The organism is Nannocystis bainbridge (assembly GCF_028368995.1).
GTDB classification, from domain to species: Bacteria; Myxococcota_A; Polyangia; order Nannocystales; family Nannocystaceae; genus Nannocystis; species Nannocystis bainbridge.
The window spans coordinates 2,760,218-2,780,000 of sequence record NZ_JAQNDL010000001.1 but is presented as its reverse complement, the minus strand read 5'-3'; the positions used below and the strand labels follow the sequence as shown (position 1 = coordinate 2,780,000).

Sequence of the window (19,783 nt, the reverse complement as noted above, 5' to 3'; positions counted from 1 at the left end):
CGGTCGCCTGCCCGCGCCTGAGCTTGCCTGAGCGAACGACCCGGTCACACCTCTCGCCATGACCCTCGATCTGCTGCGAGAGCATGGCACCCCGCTCGCGCGCCAGGTGTTCACGTGGAAGGACCTGGTGCGCGAGCCGATCAGCAAGCTCGACGACGAGGCCTTCACGCGCGTCCGGCTGATCGTCGGCTACGCCGGTGAACAGGCGGCGGTGCGCTTCCAGCACGCCGCCGTGCACTTCGGCGCCGAGCACCGGATCTTGCTCGCCGACCTCCGTCGCGTCGAGCACCACCAGGCCACGCTGCTGCGCTGGCTGCAGCCCGCCGACCAGTCGCCGCTCGAGTGCTCGATCGCCATGGCCCAGGCCGCGGTCGAGGTCGGGGCCCAGATGGCCCGCTGCGAGCCCGACCCATACGTCGCCCAGGCGCTGCGCCTCGGCCTGCTCGAGGACTTCGATCACCTCTACCGCCTCGCCGCGCTGATGGATCGCCTCGAGGGCCGCGACGCCAACGCGATCCTCCAGTCGTACACCGACATCCGCCCGGGCCGGCCGACCGCCACCCAGCACCGCGCGCCCGAGGACGACCTGCGCCGCTGGTACGACCGCTGCGCGACCGCGCCGACGACCAAGCTGCACGCGCGGATCGCCAGCGCCCTCGCCTACCAGGTCCGCGATCACTACCTCGACGTCGGCCCGACCTTCGCCGACCCGGTCGCGCGCCAGCTCTACGCCGAGCTCGCCTCGGTCAAGGAGCAGCACGTCACGCAGTGCGAGTCGTTGATCGATCCGGCCGAGACCTGGCTCGAGCGGTGGCTGTTGCAGGAGGCCGCCGAGGTCTACTTGTACTGGGGCTGCCTCGCGTCGGAGACGAACCCGCGGGTGCGGGCGGTGTGGGAGCGCTTCCTCGCCTACGAGATCGAGCACTTGCGGCTCGTCCGCGAGCTTTACGAGAAGACCGAGCTGCGCGACGCCTCCGAGGTCGTGCCGACGAGCTTCGGCGACCCGCTCGCGTTCACCGGCGAGCGCGCGTTCATCCGCGAGGTCCTGGCCGCCGAGCTCGAGCTCGGGGCCGCGGGCACCGAGTTCGTGCCGCGCGACGCCGAGTCGCGGGCCACCCAGAGCTATCGCGCCCAGCTGGAGCGCGAGGGCTCGCCGTCCGAGACCGTGGCCGCCGGCTATCGCTGGTCGCCCGGCACCGAGCTCGCGGACCCGCGGATCCGCGACGCCTCCGTCCTCCCCCCGCTGAAAGCGACCGGATCATGAACCGCGTCCAAAGACCCACCGACCTCGCCCTCAACCGCACCGGCATCTACCTCTCGCCGACCGACGGACCCGCCGTGGTCGAGGGAGCGCGCGAGGCCCCGAGCTCACCCGGCTGCGCCCGCGCGCTCGCCGAGGTGCGGCGCCAGTACGCCGGCGAGGTCGGGCTGATCGGTCACATGCCGGCGCCGGCCAGCCTGCGCGTGGTCGAGAACGCCGGCGGCACGCCGGTGCCGCGGCACCGGGTCCACCTGCTGCTCGACAAGCTCGGCGAGCGCCTCGCGTTCGAGCGCACCGGCGTGCGCCTGTTCGACGCGCTGATCGCCAAGTGCGAGGCGCAGGGCAGCTGGGAGGGCGGGCCGACGCTCGCGGAGCTGGCCGAGTTCCGCGCCGACGAGGCCCACCACTTCGCGCTGCTGCAGGACGTCCTCATCAACCTCGGCGCCGACCCGACCGCGGTCACGCCCTCGGCCGACCTCGCGGGCGTCGAGCTGGCCGGCATCGTCCAGGTGGTGTCCGACCCACGCACGACCCTGCCGCAGGCGCTGCACGCTCACCTGGTCGCCGAGCTGGTCGACAGCGCGTCGTGGGAGCAGCTGGTCGACATCGCCGACGACTTCGGCGAGACCGCGCTGGTCCACAAGCTGCGCGAGCCGCTGGTCCAGGAGCTGCACCACCGCGACGCGGTGACGGCCTGGCTCAAGCGCCACGCGGCGCTGGTGGTCAGCGGCACGCTCGACTACGGCGCGTGAGCGCGGCCGCGGCGAGCATGGCCTGCTGCATGATTGCGACATGTCCTGATGGACATGTCGCATTCATCATGTCCTGATGGACATGTTATCGAACCGTTCACGATTCATCATGTCCCGAGAGACATGTTACCCGTGACTCGCGCGCCGCCGTCTCCGCATCGACATGTCCCGAGAGCCAGGCAGCCCTTCGACGTCCCGCTGCGCTCCCCCGCGCCGCTCGCGCTGAAGACTCGTTCACCTGGCCGTCGCGGCGCCCCAGATCGCGCACGGGGCCGCGCGGCTTGACCGGCGCGGCCGGCTCGTGCCAGCCTGCCCCGGCGCGTCCGTGGTGGGTGACCTGGCACTTGGAACCTGTCCCGAAGGACCTGTCGCCGTCCTCGGCTGCGGCTTCGGCGACGAGGGCAAGGGCGCCGTCGTCGACGCCCTCGCGCGCCGACGCGGGCGGCCGCTGGTGGTCCGCTTCAACGGCGGCCCGCAGGCGGCCCACCACGTCGTCGACCCCGGCGGCCGTGTCCACTGCTTCGCCCAATTCGGCGCCGGCGCGCTCGCCGGGGCGCGCAGTTGCCTGAGCCGCTTCATGCTCGTCGAGCCGCTGGCGCTGGCGCGCGAGGCCGAGGCCTTGCAGGCGGCGGGCCTCGTCGACCCCTGGTCCGGCCTCGTCGTCGACGTCCGCTGCGTCGTCGTCACCCCGTTCCACCGCCTGCTCGGCCGCATCGAGGAGCTGTCCCGAGGGACAGATCGCCACGGCAGCTGCGGCCTCGGCGTCGGCCCGGCCTGGCGCGACGCTCACAACCCGCACGCCGTGGTCCTCCGCGTCGGCGCGCTCAAGGGCGACCGTCCGGCGCTGGTCCGCGCGCTGCGGCAGATCCAGCTGCTCAAGCTCGACCGCGCCGAGCAGCTGGCCGAGCGCGCCTCCGTGCCCGCGATCGCCCCGCTCGTCGCCGAGCTCGCGCGCCCCGACCTCGCCGACGTCGTCGCCGACGCCTACCTCGCGATCGCCGCGCGGCTCGCCGTCGACGAGGGCGAGCAGCTGCGCGCCGCCCTCGCGGCTGACCCGTCCGCGGTCGTGTTCGAGGGGGCCCACGGCGCGCTACTGGACGCCGAGCACGGCTTCTTCCCCCACGTCACCCCTTCATCCGTGCGCTTCGCCCAGGCCGAGGCCCTGTGCGCCGAGGTCCCCGCGAGCGCCCCGCTGCGCCGCCTCGGCGTCCTGCGGGCCTACGGCACCCGCCACGGCCCCGGGCCCTTCGTCGCCGAGGACCCCGCGCTCGCGCTCCCCGAGCCGCACAACCTCCCGGGTCCGTGGCAGGGCCCCATGCGCGTCGGCTGGTTCGACCTCGTCGCCGCCCGCCTCGGCCTCGCCATCGCCGGTCGCGTCGATGGCCTCGTCGTCACGCATCTCGACAGCCTCGCCGGGCGGCGGCAGATCTCCGTCTGCGACGCCTGGGTCTTCATCGACGGCGCCGTCGTGCGCGAGTTCGCCCCGGTCACCGGCAGCCTCGAGCTCCGCGCCGAGGCCACCCGCGGGCTCCTCCAGGCGCGCCCGCGGTGGCGCCGGCTGCCGGGCTGGGACGGCCCGGATAGCCCTGAAAGCCGAGAATTCCTCGACTTTGTCGCCCTCGAGCTGGGCGTCCCGATCGCCGCCGCGGGCTGGGGACCGCGCGCGGGCGACCAGCGAGGGTGGTCCGCCTTCGAGGACCGAGACGTGGCCGGGAAGTGAAGGCGATCATGAACAGTTTTTCATTCTCGAGAGTCGGTCAACACATGAGTGGTTCTCGGTTTCGGTTCCTCTCGCTCGCCGCGATAGCCGTCGCGGCCCTCCTCGGCAGCTCCGGCTGCACCTATTACAGCGTCTATCCCCAGGCCCGGGACACCCGGGTGACCGCGGTCGGCGGGTACCACAGCACCAGCACTGGCACATGCGAGTCGGTGTGCGGCACCCGGACCAGCGCGGTCGTCGGCTACGAGCTGTACGACAGCCAGCAGCTCGAGCTGGTCGAATACACCCACCTGTCGACGATGCCCATCGACTCGTACCCGCGGGTCACCTGGGCCGGGCGGCCCTACTACAACATCGAGGGCCATCTCGTCTTCTTCAGCCCGGAGATGCACACGTGGGTCTACTACTGGACCCCGCCCACGCCGCTGATCTCCGTGTGGAACGGCGCCTATCCGGCGCGCCAGTACAGCTGGGCCGACGGCTGCTACGGGGCAGGCTGGTACTGGGGCGGCGCGCGCACCGACGGCTTCCACAGCTACGCCGACCACAGCTATCGCCCGGTCGTGCCGATCCCCGGCGGGCGCCCCGGCGTGCGCCCGTACCCGCGCCCCGGCGGCCGGCCGTACCCGGACCGCCCGTACCCCGATCGCCCGTACCCCGACCAGCCGTACCCGGACCGCCCCGATTTCCCGGGCTCGCGGCCGATGCCGGGCCCCGGCGGCCAGCCGTTGCCCGAGCCGGTCCCTCCCGGCACGCGCCCGGTGCCCGGCCCCGGCGGCCAGCCGATCCCGCCCCCGCCGCCGAGCACGCGCCCGGTGCCCGGCCCCGGCGGCCAGCCGATCCCGGTCCCGCCGCCCGGCACGCGCCCCGTGCCCGGGCCCGGCGGCCAGCCGTTGCCCGATCGGCCCGATCCGGGCACGCGGCCCGATCCGACGCGGCCCGATCCGACGATCCCGGGCACGACCCCCGATCCGGGCCGGCCGATCCCGCGGCCCGATCCGACGCGGCCCGATCCGACGATCCCGGGTACGACCCCCGATCCGGGCCGGCCGGTGCCGATCCCGCGGCCCGATCCGACGCGGCCCGACCCGACGCGGCCCGATCCGACGATCCCGGGCACGACCCCCGATCCGGGCCGGCCGGTGCCGATCCCGCGGCCGACGCCCGGCTCGCGGCCGGACCCGACGTACCCGGACCGGCCGGTGCCGATCCCGCGGCCGACGCCTGGCTCGCGGCCGGACCCGACGTATCCGGACCGTCCGGTGCCGATCCCGCGGCCGACGCCCGGCTCGCGGCCGGACCCGACGTATCCGGACCGTCCGGTGCCGATCCCGCGGCCCGGCTCGCGGCCCGACCCGCGGCCGGACCCGGGCCCGAGCACGCGGCCGGACCCCAGCCCGCGGCCGGACCCCGGCCCGAGCACGCGGCCGACCCCGCGGCCGTTCCCCGAGCCCGGCTCGAGCCCGCGACCGGAGCGGCCGCAGCCCGAGTCGCGGCCGACCCCGCAGCCGCGCCCGCAGCCGCGCCCCGTGCCCGAATCGCGGCCGCGGCCGCAGCCCGAGTCGCGGCCGATGCCGCAGCCCGAGTCGCGCCCGCGTCCGACCCCGCGGCCGCAGCCCGAGTCGCGGCCGACCCCGCGTCCGAGCCCGCGCCCTGAAGCGCGCCCGACCCCGCGACCGTCGGCCCCGCGCCCCTCGGCCCCCCCGCGCCCGCCCCGGGCCGGTCGCCGCTAGCTCGAGAGGGCATGCTCGAAAGAGCATGCCCTATCCGACATGTTCCAAAGGGCATGTTCTAAAAGGCATGTCCTTTGGGGCACCATCGCAGAGCGCCGACGCCGGGCGAGGCTCCGCGCCTGCGCATGACCTATCGGAGAGGTCAGCCCCGCCCCACGCGTTCGCGCCTGCGCCGACCTGTCCGAGAGGCCAGCCCCGCACCACGCGTTCGCGCCAGCGCCTGATTGTCCGAGAGGCCAGCCTCGCACCACGCGCCAGCGCATGACCTGTCCGAGAGGCCAGACCGCACAGGTCGCTCGCGCCTGCGCGTGACTGCCCGAGGGGCCAGCCCCGCACCATGCGTTCGCGCCTGCGCATGACTGTCCGAGAGGCCAGCCTCGCATCACGCGCCAGCGCATGACCTGTCCGAGAGGCCAGCCTCGCATCACGCGATCGCCCCTCATAAAAACTGTCCGTCGGGACATCCCTCTCGCCGGCGCGCGTCTGTCGCTCGACCTGTCCGCGAGGTCAGATCTGCTCACGCGGGCGCGTCCCCGCGCTCCGAGCGGGGGGGGTTCGCGGCCCGGGTGGACAATCCTCGTCGATCGCGCAAGAACACCGCATGGATCTCGACGACTACCGGGTGCGCGGCGCGGGTGGGGCCAAGCTCAGCGGGTACGAGCCCGACGACAACGGCGGCTTCGAGCGGTCCGAGGCCGAGGCCGAGCTGCCTGGCCTGCTCACGCGCATGCAGGACTTGCAGGAGCGGCTGTACGCCGAGCGCAAGCGGTCGCTGCTGATCATCTTGCAGGGCCGCGACGCCAGCGGCAAGGACGGCACGATCAAGCACGTCGCCGGCGGCTTCAACCCGCTCGGCACCCACGTCGTGGCGTTCAAGGCCCCCAACGAGCTCGAGCGGGCCCACGATTTCTTGTGGCGGATCCACCACCACGTCCCGCCGGCGGGTCACGTCGCCATCTTCAACCGCTCGCACTACGAGGACATCCTGGTGCCCACGGTCGAGAAGCTGCAGCCCAAGCAGGTCGTCGAGCCGCGCTACGACCACGTCCGCCGCTTCGAGGAGCTGCTGCACGACAGCGGCACCTGCGTGCTCAAGTTCTTCCTCCACATCAGCAGGGACGAGCAGCGCAAGCGGCTGCAGGAGCGGCTCGACAGCCCCGAGAAGCACTGGAAGTTCGACCCGCACGACCTCAAGGCGCGGGCCGCCTGGGACGAGTTCACCGCCGTCTACCAGCAGATCTTCGTCCGCACCTCCACCGACGACGCGCCCTGGTACATCATCCCCGCCGACCGCAAGTGGTTCCGCAACTTCCTGGTCGCCCGCATCGTCGTCCGCGAGCTCGAGCGCATGGACCTCGAGTACCCCAAGAGCCCGCCCGGCCTGGCCGGCACCAAGATCATCTGACGGGCCCGCGCGCTCGGTCTCACTCGCGTCGTGGGCACTGCGGCGTCACCTCGATCGGCGCCGCGGCGGCCAGCAGGTTGGCCGCGCCGAAGTTGGCGACCACGTGCGCGCGGCTGTCGGCCGGCCCGCCGACGCGATCGATCGCCTCGGCGAAGAACTCGTCGCCCGTCTGGCGCACGTGCACCGGCACATAGCCCGCCCCGGTCACGAACGCCGGGCCCGTCGCCGCCCGGCCGAGGCCGAAGTACAGGATCGCCGTCGAGCGCTTGGGCAGCTCCGGCTGGTGGCTGACGAAGTTGCCGAGCGAGTAGGCGACCAGCACCTCGCGGCCGTCGCCGGTCGTCAGCGACTCCCACGGCTGCAGCACGTGCGGGTGGTTGCCGACGATCGCCGTCGCGCCGGCCTCGGCCCAGCGGCGGGCGAACTCCGTCTGCTGCTTCGTCGCCGTCGGCGCGTACTCCTTGCCCCAATGCGGCGTCACGATCACCGCGTCGATCCCCGGCGTCCGCGCCAGCGCGCGCACCATCTCGGCCACCGCCGTCGGCGAGTCGAAGCAGCGCAGCACCTGGCCCGCCTCGTCGGCGACCTGGTTGGTGTGCAGCGTGCAAGCCAGCCACGCCACCGTGAACTTGCCCGCCTTCGTCACCGCGTGCCATGGCCCGGCCCCGCCGCGCGCGCGCGTCCCCGTGTGCGGCAGCCTGGCCGCGCCGAGCGCCGTCAGCGTCTTGTCGACCCCGAGCGCCCCGCGGTCGAGCGCGTGGTTGTTCGCGGTCGACACCACGTCGAAGCCGCTCGCCACCAGGTCGAGCGCCAGCGACGGGTGGACGTTGAACCGCGGATACGCCGTGTAGACCTTGCGGTCGAACACCAGCCCCGGGTCGGCGACCTCTTCGCCCGAGCGCAGCACCCCGGCCGCCAGCGGCACCTCGAGGTTGGCGTAGGTCAGATCGGCCGCCGCCAGCAGGTCCTCGACTCCGGCCCACAGCACGCGGAACCGATTCGTCGCCACTGTCGCCTGGATCTGCAGCTCGTGGTGCAGCAGCAGGTCGCCGACCGCCGCCACCACGATCCGCTCGCCCGGCTCGCACGCCCGGGAAAATTTCAAAAAGTCGGCCGGCATCGGCCCCGGCGAGGGCAGGGGAGGGGCCTTGCTCGCCGCGCCCTCCGAGCCTGCCTGCGACGGAGCCTGCGCGTCGCTCGCGGCACCCGTGCTTTCAGACTCTTTTTCAAGAGGCCGCGGGCCGCTCATGCCTTCGCCGGGTGCCGTCACCGAGGCTGTCTGTTCGGACATGTCCGATGAGTCATGTTCCGCAGCAACCTGCCCGGAGCCCGCGCCCGGCCGCGCCTCGGTGCGCCCGCGCTCCTCGGGCGGCCGCCCGGCGCAGCCGGAGACCAGCGCCAGAGCCAGCGCCGCACGCCCGGAGGACAGCCTCACGCGCGCGCCTCCGCCGACCGGCCCACGAGGCTGACCATGTCCGCAGCGACACACCCGAAAGACCAGCAATCACCTCGCGACAGCACGGCCTCGTACTCTCGCGTCACGCCCGAGAGCCTGCAGCTCAATTTCGCCGCGATCCTTCGCATGTCCGAAGAGACACGCGGTCGCACCTCGGTCTCCCGCGTCACCGCCGCGTTCCGTCGCATGTCCGAAGAGACATGCGCGAAAGACCAGACCCTCTCTTCGGGCCTCACCCCTCGCGTATCCCGAAGGACATGCCCGACCGCCCTGCCGCAGCCGCCTGCTTCGCCTCTCGCGCCCGGTCGCCCGCTGCAGCGCACCAGCGACCTCATACCAGCTTTTCCCGCCCCCTCGCGCTCGCGCGGCCGCGCCCACGCCTCGCGCGCCGGGCTCCCTGGCGGCCGATCGCGTGCTCCGCCCCGCGCGCATGTGCTCGCTCGGCCGCGAATTTCTCCTCGTCCGGCCGCTTCGCGTACACTCCGCGGCCCGTGCAGTCCGCCTTCTCCCGCGGTGCTCTCCTCGGCGGCCTCCTCGGGCTCGCCTGTGGCGCCCCGCCGCCAGAGCCGGCACCTCGGGCTCCGCCGCCGGCCAGCGCCGCGTCCGCCCCCGAGCCCGTCGTCCCGGCAGTTGCCTGCCCGGCGAACGGCGTCGCCGTCGATCCGCTCCCGCGCACCGGCCCCGAGCACGAGCAGCTCGACTACTGGCTCACGCGCACCGCGGCCGTCGCCGACCTCGACCGCCCGCTCTTCAGCGCCCGCGAGCTCGCCGCCCACAACGCCCGGATCGCCCGCCGCGACGTCTTCGGCGCCAGCGCCCGCGCCGACCTGCTCGCGCCCGTCGACCCCGCGCGCCTCGCCGACGACCTCAACACCCGCCTCGGTTACCTGCGCGGCAAGTTCGTCGCGGCCGCCTACGTCAACCCCGACGGCGCCGCCATGGCCCCGGCGCAGGTCGCAGCGCTCACCCCCGTGCTCGACGCCGGCGCCTTCGCCGAGCTGCCGTCCGAGGTGCGCGTCGCCCTCGACCTGATCCCGATCCGCTGCGCGCCCCAGCGCGAGCCCTACTACACCCCGAGCCGCGACCTCGCCTTCGACCGCAACCTGTGCAGCATGGCCCGCGCGCAGGAGCCGGTGCAGATCCTCCGCGCCTGGGACGGCGGCCTCGCGCTCGCCCGCACCCCCTACGTCATGGGCTGGATCGACCTCGCCACCGCCGCCCTCTCGCCGCCGATCGCCGCCGAGCACGTGCGCCGCTTCACCGGCGGCCCGTTCGTCCGCGCCGCCCGCGACTTCGATGTCCTCGAGGACATGTCGAATCGGGCAGGTCCGAAGATACATGTCCCATTCGCCAGCCTGCTCCCGACCGCCGGGCGCCGCGGCGAGGTCCTGCTGGCCGGCCCTGGCGGCGTCGTCACCCGGCCCGTCGACGCCGCCGCGGTCTCGGCCCCCGAGCGGCCGCTCACCCGCCGGGCCGTGCTGACCGAGGCCTTCTCGTTCCTCCACCGGCCCTACGGCTGGGGCGACTACGCCGGCGGCCGCGACTGCTCGCGCTTCCTCATGGACATGTTCGGCGGCCTCGGCCTGGTGTTGCCGCGGCACACCAGCGACCAGGCGCTGGCCGGCGTCGCCGAGGACCTCGCGCCCGATCTGCCCGAGCCCGAGCGGCTGCGCCGGATCGACGCCGCCCACCGGCGCGGCGTGGTCCTGCTGCACTTCCCGGGGCACATCATGCTGTACCTCGGCCGCGACGACGCCGGCGTGCCGATGGCGATCCACTCGTTCGCCGAGTACCTGGTCCCGTGCCCCGGCCGTCCCGACGGCGCCCCCGCCGGCGAGCGCGAGACCCTGCTCAAGGTCGACGGCGTGCACGTCAGCGACCTCGAGCTCGGGCGCGGCACCTCGCGCGGCGCCTTCGTCGAGCGCATCTCCAAGATCACCGTCCTCGCCCCGCCAGCCTTGGAGCCCCGCCCGTGAAGTCCCGGCCGCCCGAAGATCCCGCCCTCCACGCCTTCCTCGACGACGTCGCCGACGTCGCCGCCGACGACCCCGCCGAAGCGCTGGAGCTGCTGGGCGAGGCCAGTCCCGGCTGGCACGACCACCCCGAGATCCACTACTTCCGCGGCGACCTCGTGTGGACGCTCGAGGGCCCCGAGGCCGCCGGGCCGCACTTCCGCCGCGCCCTCGAGCGCAACCCGCGGTTCGCTGACGCTCACCACGCGCTCGCCCAGGTCCACGAGGCCATGGAAGAGCGCCCGAAGATGATCCGCCACTACCTCGAGGTCCTCCGGCTCGACGCCCACGACGACATCGGCGCCGGCATCGGCACCAAGGAGGACCAGCGCTTCATCGCCGGCGTCGCCGAGGCTGTCCTCGAGGACCTGCCCGAAGAATTCAAGGGTCGCCTCGGCAACGTCCCGGTGGTGCTCGAGGCCCGGCCGGCCAAGTACCTCGTGCAGGACGGCTTCGACCCGCGCGCCCTGGGCCTTTTCGAGGGCCCCGACCACTTCCATCAGCGCGGCCTCGAGGCCGCCGCCGCCCCGAGCCGGATCGTCCTCTACTACGCCAACCTGCTGGCGATGTTCGCCGATGAGGACGAGCTGCGCGAGCAGGTCGAGGTCACCATCCTCCACGAGATCGGCCACTACTTCGGCCTCGACGAGGACGACATGCAGCGTTTGGGTCTCGATTGACCCACCCCTGAGGTCGCGCGGACTCGCGCTGACCGCTCGTGGGCCCGTGGGTGCCCCGCTTGGGCGCGGGTGGGCGTCGGGGTATCGTGCGAACGTCGGAGGTCTCGCGTGGAGTCCAGTGTTCTTACCGCGGTTTTGATGCCCATCGCGCTCGGCGTCATCATGTTGGGCCTCGGCCTCAGCCTCACGCTCGAGGACTTCAAGCGCGTGGTCCTGATGCCGAAGCCGGTGTTCGTCGGCCTCTTCTGTCAGATGCTCGTGCTGCCGGTGGTGTGCTTCGCCATCGCCACCGGCTTCGACCTCCCGCCGGCGCTCGCCGTCGGCCTGATGTTGTTGTCGGCCTCGCCGGGCGGCGCCACGGCCAACCTGTTCAGCCACCTCGCCAAGGGCGACGTGGCCCTCAACGTCACCCTCACCGCCGTCAACAGCGTGCTGTCGCTGCTGACCTTGCCGTTCATCGTCAACTACTCGCTCGTGCACTTCATGGGCGAGGGCAGGGTTTTGCCGCTGCAGTTCGACAAGGTCGTGCAGGTGTTCGCCATCGTGCTCGTGCCGGTCGGCATCGGCATGCTCGTGCGCAGCAAGAAGCAGGACTTCGCCGCGCGGCTCGAGAAGCCGGTCAAGATCCTCTCGGCCGTGTTCCTCCTGGCCGTCATCGGCGCCACCGTGGCCAAGGAGCGGGCCCACGTCGTCGAGTACTTCCAGCAGGTCGGCCTGGCCGCGCTGGCCTTCAACCTCGTCAGCATGGCCGTCGGCTACCTCGTGCCGGTGGTGGTGCGCCTGCCCAAGCGCCAGGCGGTGGCGATCGGCATGGAGATCGGGATCCACAACGGCACCCTGGCGATCGCCATCGCCAGCGCGCCGACCCTGCTCAACAACACCGCCATGGCCGTGCCGCCCGCGGTCTACAGCCTCATCATGTTCTTCACCGCGGCCGCCTTCGGTTACCTCGTCAACCGCGGCACGAGCCGATCCGCCTGACCCGTGCGTGGGGGTCCGGAGGATCCGTTCAAGCGCGGACCTACGGCCCCTGTCGCACCGCCCTCGGCGGCCGCACCGCCGCGTGCCCCGGTTGCGTCGCGGCGCCGCGGAACATCGTCGTATCACCACGGAACGGTGATTCTCTCGCGCCGCGGGGAGCGCGCCACCCCCGCACTCGCGGCCGTCGTGCGTGCTGACCAGGGCGTGTGCGTGAGGACCCCGCGGAGCCGCAGCCGCCATCTTGGAACGAACACCGATAGGCTGCTCTCACGAGGGGAGCACACCCGGTGGAAGCGCCCGTAGACATCCTGCTGGTCGACGACAACCCGAACAACCTCCTCGCGCTCGAGGCTCTGCTGTCGGACATCGGGGCTCACTTCGTCAAGGCGCGTTCGGGCGTCGACGCCCTCAAGTGCCTGCTCGAGCAGGACTTCGCGCTCATCATCCTCGACATCCAGATGCCGGACATGGATGGCTTCGAGACGGCCGCGATGATCCGCGGTCGTGAGCGCTCGCGGCGGATCCCGATCATCTTCCTCACCGCCTTCAACCGCAGCGACACCCAGGTCCACCGCGGTTATGCCCTCGGCGCGGTCGATTTCCTGTTCAAGCCGATCGTCCCCGAGATCTTGCGCTCGAAGGTCGCGGTGTTCGCCGACCTCTATCGCAAGACCGAGGAGGTCCGGCGCCAGGCCGAGCAATTGCGGGCCGCCGAGCGCCAGGCCGCCGAGCGCCGCCTCGCCGTCGCCGAGCTCGAGGCGCGCGCGCAGGTGCTCGCCGAGGCCGACCGGCGCAAGGACGAATTCATGGCCGTCATGGCCCACGAGCTGCGCAACCCGCTGACGCCGATCGCCATCGCCCTCGAGACCCTGCGCCGCGCCCAGCCCGGCACCCTCCAGCTCGAGCGCGCGCGTCAGGCCATGGAGCGCCAGGTCCAGCACCTCGTGCGCCTCGTCGACGGCCTGCTCGAGGCCTCGCGCTACACCGCCGGCACCATCGAGCTGCGCCACCAGCCGCTCGACGTCGCCGCCGTCATCCAGCAGGCGGCGCAGATGAGCCAGCCGCTGCTGAGCGCCCGCCAGCACCGCCTCGACGTCCAGCTCCCCGAGGCCCGGCTCGAGCTGGTCGCCGACCCCGACCGCGTCGCCCAGATGCTGGTCAACCTGTTCAACAACGCCGCCCGCTGCACCGACCCCGGCGGCACCGTCACCCTCGCCGTCGAGCGCGACGGCGACGAGCTCGAGTTTCGCGTCCGCGACAACGGCCGCGGGATCCGCCCCGAGGTCCTGCCGCGGATCTTCGAGCTCTTCGTCCACAACGATCGCGCCCGCGACCGCGCCGAGGGCGGCTTCGCCGTCGGCCTGGCGATGGTCAAGCGGCTCGCCGAGCTCCACGGCGGCAGCGTGGCCGCGCACAGCCGCGGCGAGGGGCAGGGGTCCGAGTTCGTGATCCGCCTGCCGGTCCGCGCCGGCGCCCCCGTCACCGCCGCCGCGCCGCCGCGCGAGGTCGTCGCGCCCGACCTCTCGCGCCACATCCTCATCGTCGACGACAACCCCGACATCCGGGCCACGCTCGCCGACCAGCTCGAGCTGCTCGGGCACCGCGTCGAGGTCGCCGAGAGCGGGCACGAGGGGCTCGAGCGGATCCGGACCGCCCACCCCGAGCTCGCGCTCATCGACATCAGCCTGCCCGGGCTCGACGGCTATCGCGTGGCCCAGATCCTCCAGTCCGAGCCCGACGTGCGCACGCGCCTGATCGCTATGACCGGCTACGGCCAGCCCGAGGACCGCCGGCGCTCGCTCGAGGCCGGCTTCATGGCCCACCTCGTCAAGCCCATCGACCTCGACGATCTGTTCCGACTGCTCGCTACGTAGAGTCGCCATGTCGCGAGTCACCCTGCCGCGCAGCCTCGCCGAAGCCCCCGAACTGCGGCCGCTGCTCGACACCTTGCGCTCGCTCGACCCGGCGCGGCGCCTGCCGGTCGGCGAACCCGGGGTCGCCGGCGAGCTCTACACCGCCTGCAACGAGCTGCTCGACCAGAACCGCCGACTCACCCGCGAGCTCGATCGCGTCCGCGCCGAGGCCGCCCGCGCCGGCGGCTTCTCCTCCACCGACGGCGTCGAGAGCATGGTCTCCTCGCTCGGGAGCCAGATGCGGGAGCTCGCCGACGTCGTCGTCGCCGTCACCAACGGCGACCTCACCCGCACCATCTCCGGCGAGGCCCGCGGCCAGTTCGGCGCGCTCGCCCACAGCATCGGCCTGCTGATCGCCAACCTACGCGACACCACCCGCAAGAACAACGAGCAGGACTGGCTCAAGACCAACCTCGCGCGCGTCACCCGGCTGCTCCAGGGCCACCGCGACCGCGCCGAGCTGGCGGCGCTGATGCTGCGCGAGCTGGCGCCGCTGGTGCGGGCCCAGCTCGGGCTGTTTTACCTCGCCGAGGGCGGCGAGCCGGGCGACGAGCCGCGGCGACTGCAGCTGGCGTCGAGCTGGGCCGCGCCGGTCGAGGCCGTGCGCCAGGTCGTGCGCCTGGGCGAGGGTCTGGTCGGCCAGTGCGCGCTCGAGCAGCGGCGGATCTTGCTGGCCGACGTGCCCGACGGCTACCTGCGGATCGGCTCCGGCTTCGGCGAGGTCCGCCCGCGCCACGTCGTCGTCCTGCCGGTCACCTTCGAGGGCGAGGTCAAGGGCGTCGTCGAGCTCGCCTCCGTCTACGCCTTCGGCGAGATCCACCTGGCTTTCCTCGATCAGCTCACCGAGTCGATCGGCATCGTCCTCCACACCCTCGCCGCCAACGCCCGTACCGAGCAATTGCTGGCCCAGTCGCAGTCGCTCGCCGAGGAGCTGCGCGGCCAGCAGCGCGAGCTGACGGCGACCAACCGCCGGCTCGAGCAGCAGGCCCACGCGCTGCAAGCCAGCGAGGAGCGGCTGCGCCTGCAGCAGGACGAGCTGCAGCAGACCAACCGCGAGCTCGAGGCGCGCAGCGAGCTGCTGCAGCAGCAGAACCTCGAGGTCGAGCGCAACAACCGGGAGATCGAGCGGGCCAAGCTCGACCTCGAGGAGCGGGCGCAGCAGCTGATCCTGTCCTCGAAGTACAAGTCCGAGTTCCTCGCCAACATGTCGCACGAGCTGCGCACGCCGCTGAACAGCCTGCTGATCCTGGCGCAGCTGCTGGCCGACAACCCCGAGGGCAACCTCGCGGCCAAGCAGGTCGAGTTCGCCCGCACGATCCACAGCGCCGGCTCCGAGCTGCTGTCGCTCATCAACGACATCCTCGATCTCTCGAAGATCGAGTCCGGCACCATGGGCATCGACATCGACGAGGTCATGGTCGAGGCGCTGCGCGACCAGGTCGAGCGCGGCTTCCGGCCGGTCGCCGAGACCCGCCGGCTCGGCTTCGAGATCCTCGTCGGCGCCGACGTCCCGCCCGTCGTCTACACCGACCCGCGGCGGCTGCTGCAGGTGCTCAAGAACCTGCTGGCGAACGCCTTCAAGTTCACCGACAAGGGCAAGGTCGAGCTGCGCATCGAGCCCGCGCCCGACCGCCACGGCCGCGCCGGCCAGGTCATCGCCTTCTCGGTCACCGACACCGGCATCGGCATCCCGCCGCACAAGCAGCGCATCATCTTCGAGGCGTTCCAGCAGGCCGACGGCACCACCAGCCGCAGGTACGGCGGCACCGGCCTCGGCCTCTCGATCAGCCGCGAGATCGCCCGCTTGCTCGGCGGCGAGATCCTGGTCCGCTCGACCCCCGGGGCCGGCAGCACCTTCACCCTGTTGATCCCGCAGACCCCGGAGGCCGTGCTCGGCGGCGCGAGCACGCTCGACCTGCCCGGCGAACCACCCGCCGCGATCGCGCCGCCGACCCTCCACGACGACCGCGAGCGCATCGTCCCCGGCGACCGCACCCTCCTCATCATCGCCGACGACATCACCTTCGCCCGCCTGACCCTCGAGCTCGCGCACGAGAAGGGCTTCAAGGGCCTGGTCGCCCTGCGCGGCGACGACGGCCTCGCGCTCGCCAGCGATGTCCGCCCCGACGCGATCATCCTCGACCTCGACCTGCCCGGCCTCGACGGCTGGACCGTGCTCGACCGCCTCAAGCACGACCCGCGTACCCGCCACATCCCGGTGCACCTGGTCTCCGGCACCGAGGTCGACGCCGGCGCGTCCGGGCTCGAGCAAGGCGCGCTGACCGTGCTGCTCGAGCCGGTCTCGCGCGAGGCGCTGGCCGTCGCGCTCGCCGATGTCAAGGGCCTCGGCGAGCACCGCGTCGGCAGCCTGCTCCTGGTCGAGGCCGACCCGCACCGGCGCGACGCCGTGGTCGCGCTGATCGGCGGCGCCGACGTGGTCATCACCCCGGTCGGCAGCGCCGAGGAGGCGCTGGGCCTGCTGCGCCAGCGGCCGTTCGACTGCGTGGTGGTCGACCTCGAGCTGCCGGCGATGGCCGGCTTCGAGCTGATCCGCGCCGTCCGCCGCGACGCTCGCTTGCGCGGGCTGCCGCTCGTCGCGCACACCGGCCAACCGCTGAGCGCCGAGCAGGAGCAGGAGCTCGGCCGCGTGACCGAGGCCGTCGTCGTCGACGGCGAGCGGTCGCTCGAGCGCCTGCTGGGCGAGACGGCCCTGTTCCTCCACCGCGTCGAGGTCGACCTGCCGGCGCGCCGTCACCAGCAGCTCGCGCAGCAGCTCGACGTCGACCCCGTGTTCACCGGCAAGCGCGTGCTCGTGGTCGACGACGACGTGCGCAACATCTTCGCCATCACCAGCGTGCTCGAGCGCCACAAGATGCGGGTGCTGTACGCCGAGGACGGCCGGCGCGGCCTCGCCATCCTGCGCGACAACCCCGACATCCACGCGGTCCTGCTCGACGTCATGATGCCGGAGATGGACGGCTACGAGGCCATGCGAGAGATCCGCAAGGACCCGCGGTTCGCCGCGCTGCCGCTCATCGCCCTCACCGCCAAGGCGATGCGAGGCGACCGCGAGAAGTGCATCGGCGCCGGCGCCTCCGACTACATCCCCAAGCCTGTCGAGCCCGAGCGCCTGCTGTCGCTGCTGCGCGTGTGGATGTACGCCTGAGCGCGCCAGACCTTCGCCGCCTCGTCGAGCTGCATGACGTCGTGTTCACGGCGTCGTGAATGAAAGATCGCGGTGTGGCAAATCGCCACGCCCGCAAAACATCGGTAAGGCTTCGACAGCCGCGAGTCGTGCGGTTATGGTGGTGACATGGGACGTGTCTGGTTGATGGCATCCTGTGCAGTCGTGTTCACGGCCTGCGATCCGCCCGAGATGATCAGCGAGCGCGGTGACTTTCGCCTTTCGGTCGACGACCTCGATCTGCGCGGTGATTACCTCGCGGACACCTACTGGGAGGCGCCGTACCTGGTGCTCACGGGCACGCGGATCTGCCCGCAGCTCGCGTGCGACGCCTGCCCCGACGCGGCCACCTGCGACGACGCGGGCGTGCACGCCAGCGGCCCCGTCACGGCCGACGGGGGCTGCTTCGTCGCCGCGGCGCCCGGCGAGGTGGTGTGGACCGTCGACGCGACCTGCGGCGCCCCGGGGCAGCCGCCCGATCGCGTGACGATGCGCGTGGTCGACCCCGCCGAGGTCGAGGCTCGCGCCGCGCCCTGGCTCGACGGCATGGTCATGCGACACGCGGTGCGCGACAACCCGATCGTCACCACCTTCGGCGCCGACTGGCTCGAGTCGCTGCCGCGCGAGCTCAAGCTGGTCGCCGGCCAGCAGCTCGAGGTCGGCGTCAACCTGTTCGAGCGCGGCACCCGTCACGTCGTCGCCCGCCAGTCCGAGCCGGCCGAAGTCACCTGGACGACCACGCGCGGGCGGCCGCCGATCACCTACCCGAGCGAGCACCTCGCGATCGTCACCTTCGAGGGCACCGAGGCCGAGGCGACCTTCAACTTCGCCGGTCACAGCTGGCCGCTCGCGCGGATCACCGGGGTGGCGGCGGACACCGTCACCTCGCTCGAGCTGGCCGGCGCTTATCTCGTGCTCGAGGACTCGGACGCGCCGCTCATCGGCCGCACCTCGGTGCCGTTCGGGGCCCGCGCCGTCGCGCGCGACGCCGGCGACGACCTGGTGTTCGGCCTGCCGGTCACGTGGTCGGTGGCCGGTGGCGACATCGCGTACATTCCGGAGCTCACGCAGCCCGAGCAGATCGTGCTCGCCGACGACTGCGTCGCGCCGGAGGAGCGCGAGGGCCCGCGCGAGCTGGTGCTGCGCGGCAGCCTCGGCGATATGTCGGCCAGCCTCGAGTTCTCGTGGGCGGGCACCCGCGAGGTCACGCCGCTCAACTTCGTCCCCGTCGACTCGGACTGGCAGCCGCCCGCCACCTGCCTGGCCGCCGAGGGCTGCGGCTGCCGCAGCACCGAGCCGGGCGCCCCCGCGCTGCTGCTGCTCGGTCTGCTCGGGCTCGGGCGGCGGCGCCGCTCGGCGGCTCGTTCAGGCATGCGCGAAAGGACAGATTGCAATGGCGAGCCGAGCGGACCGACGCCGCCGCCCGCCTCTGCCGAGCGGCCGACCCCGTCGGCTCGTTCGGGCATGTTCAAAAGGTCGGGTCACGGCGCCGCGCCGGCCGGCCCGGCGTCCGGCTTGCGCGAGCGGGGGCTCGCATCAGCGGGCTGTTCGGACATGTTTAAAAAAGCATGGCGAAAAGGACATGCCCGATCGGGCATGCTCGCTGGGACATGTCTCGTGATGCTGGCGGGCTGCGGCGTTCCGCCGGCGCTGCAGGTGGCCGAGGCGCTCCCGCTGGGCGACCTTCCGCTGCGGGACGGGGGCCCCGCTGTCGAGCAGGGCGGCCACAGCGTGGGCCTCGGCTCGCGGGCGCTGTGGGGGTTCCGCGTCACCACCGACGTGGGCTCGCCGAGCCAGGACGTCACGGCCGCCGCGGTCACGGACGACCTCGACGCGCGCGACGGCCTGCACCCGTTTGCGATCCCTGCCGCGGTCGACCCGGAATTCCTGCCGTACGCCGCCGGGGAGGCCCGCTACGGGCTCGCGTACGACGACGGCGCGTGCCTCGCCAGCTACGATTGCCCGCGGGTGTCCCTCTGGCCAGGTCCGATGGTGCACGACCACGCGCGCCAGCGTGTCCTGATCTTCTACCGCAAGGTCATCCAGTTCGAGGACAACGCCGACAACCAGCACGTCGGCAGCTCGATCGCCGTGTGGCGCGACGACCTCGCCGGCCGGCCAGTCCGCCCCGCGGTCGCTGAAGGCAGCGCCGAGCCGACCCTGCTGTTCGGCGCCGACGAGCTGCCCGTCGCCGCGGCCCTCAGCGTCGGCGATCACCTGTACGCGTTCACCTGTGGCGGTCGGCGCGGCGCCTGCAACTTGATGCGCGCCCCGCTGGCGCACGCGCTGGAGCGCGGGGCCTGGCGCCACTACACCGGCGCCGGTTGGTCGGCCTCGGCGCGCCGCGCGAGCGCCGTGTTCGCCGGCGCCGGGGCGATGAGCGTGCACTGGAGCGACCACGCCGGCGCCTTCGTGGCGGTCTACGCCGACCGCGACGAACCGGTCGTGGTCCTGCGCACCGCGCCGCAGCTCGAGGGACCGTGGTCCGAGGCGGCCGAGCTGTACCGGCCGCCCGCGCTGCAGGGCGCGCCGCCGATCCAGGACGCGCTGCTCCACCCCGAGCTCGCGCAGGCCGGCGGCGCCGTCGACTACCTCACGTATTACGAGGGCCCCGCGTGGTCGGAGCTCGACCCGGGCGGCGCCCTGAAGTTGGTCGAGATCCACTGGGAGTGAGCGGCGGGCGGCC

At 72.9% G+C, this 19,783-nt stretch carries 12 protein-coding genes; 11 read left to right on the top strand and 1 reads right to left on the bottom strand.

All coding sequences use genetic code 11. The features are described 5' to 3' along the window. Positions 1-58: 58 nt before the first annotated feature. The 5 genes from POL25_RS10885 (at position 59) to POL25_RS10865 (ending at position 6,871) form a co-directional block, all read left to right on the top strand. On the top strand, positions 59-1,264 hold the full coding sequence (locus tag POL25_RS10885; protein WP_272085887.1) for a hypothetical protein: 1,206 nt from the start codon (positions 59-61) through the stop codon (positions 1,262-1,264). Continuing rightward, positions 1,261-2,013 carry a ferritin-like domain-containing protein gene (locus POL25_RS10880; protein ID WP_272085886.1) on the top strand — a complete coding sequence of 251 codons (753 nt, stop codon included), beginning with the start codon at positions 1,261-1,263 and terminating at the stop codon, positions 2,011-2,013. The genes POL25_RS10885 and POL25_RS10880 overlap by 4 nt, the downstream gene beginning before the upstream one ends. A gap of 328 nt (positions 2,014-2,341) precedes the next feature. Beyond that, positions 2,342-3,733 (top strand): adenylosuccinate synthetase, encoded by a 1,392-nt coding sequence (locus POL25_RS10875; protein ID WP_272085885.1) that lies wholly within the window; start codon positions 2,342-2,344, stop codon positions 3,731-3,733. Between the two features lie 44 nt (positions 3,734-3,777). Further along, positions 3,778-5,466, top strand: a complete 1,689-nt coding sequence (locus POL25_RS10870) for a hypothetical protein (protein WP_272085884.1) — start codon at positions 3,778-3,780, stop codon at positions 5,464-5,466. Positions 5,467-6,067: 601 nt separating this feature from the next. After that, the gene (locus POL25_RS10865; protein ID WP_272085883.1) at positions 6,068-6,871 is read left to right on the top strand and encodes a PPK2 family polyphosphate kinase; all 804 of its coding nucleotides are present in this window, start codon (positions 6,068-6,070) and stop codon (positions 6,869-6,871) included. 19 nt (positions 6,872-6,890) lie between these two features. Here the strand turns inward: POL25_RS10865 and POL25_RS10860 are convergent, their stop codons facing one another. Then, the gene (locus POL25_RS10860; protein ID WP_272085882.1) at positions 6,891-7,976 is read right to left on the bottom strand and encodes a CapA family protein; all 1,086 of its coding nucleotides are present in this window, start codon (positions 7,974-7,976) and stop codon (positions 6,891-6,893) included. An 842-nt stretch (positions 7,977-8,818) separates the two neighbouring features. Here POL25_RS10860 and POL25_RS44225 point away from each other — a divergent pair. The 6 genes from POL25_RS44225 to POL25_RS10830 all read left to right on the top strand — a co-directional run bounded on the left by POL25_RS44225 (position 8,819) and on the right by POL25_RS10830 (position 19,770). Further along, positions 8,819-10,303: an NlpC/P60 family protein gene (locus POL25_RS44225; protein WP_272085881.1), complete on the top strand. Its 1,485-nt coding sequence runs from the start codon at positions 8,819-8,821 to the stop codon at positions 10,301-10,303. Further along, the gene (locus POL25_RS44220; RefSeq protein WP_272085880.1) at positions 10,300-11,019 is read left to right on the top strand and encodes a metallopeptidase family protein; all 720 of its coding nucleotides are present in this window, start codon (positions 10,300-10,302) and stop codon (positions 11,017-11,019) included. Before POL25_RS44225 ends, POL25_RS44220 begins: the two co-directional genes overlap by 4 nt. A gap of 138 nt (positions 11,020-11,157) precedes the next feature. Beyond that, a complete protein-coding gene (locus tag POL25_RS10845) occupies positions 11,158-12,000 on the top strand; it encodes a bile acid:sodium symporter family protein (RefSeq protein ID WP_272085879.1) in 843 nt (280 codons plus the stop codon). 287 nt (positions 12,001-12,287) lie between these two features. Next, a complete protein-coding gene (locus POL25_RS10840) occupies positions 12,288-13,874 on the top strand; it encodes a response regulator (protein WP_272085878.1) in 1,587 nt (528 codons plus the stop codon). A gap of 7 nt (positions 13,875-13,881) precedes the next feature. Next, the gene (locus tag POL25_RS10835) at positions 13,882-17,079 is read left to right on the top strand and encodes a response regulator (RefSeq protein WP_272085877.1); all 3,198 of its coding nucleotides are present in this window, start codon (positions 13,882-13,884) and stop codon (positions 17,077-17,079) included. Positions 17,080-17,226: 147 nt separating this feature from the next. After that, the gene (locus POL25_RS10830; RefSeq protein WP_272085876.1) at positions 17,227-19,770 is read left to right on the top strand and encodes a DUF4185 domain-containing protein; all 2,544 of its coding nucleotides are present in this window, start codon (positions 17,227-17,229) and stop codon (positions 19,768-19,770) included. Positions 19,771-19,783 lie beyond the last annotated feature (13 nt).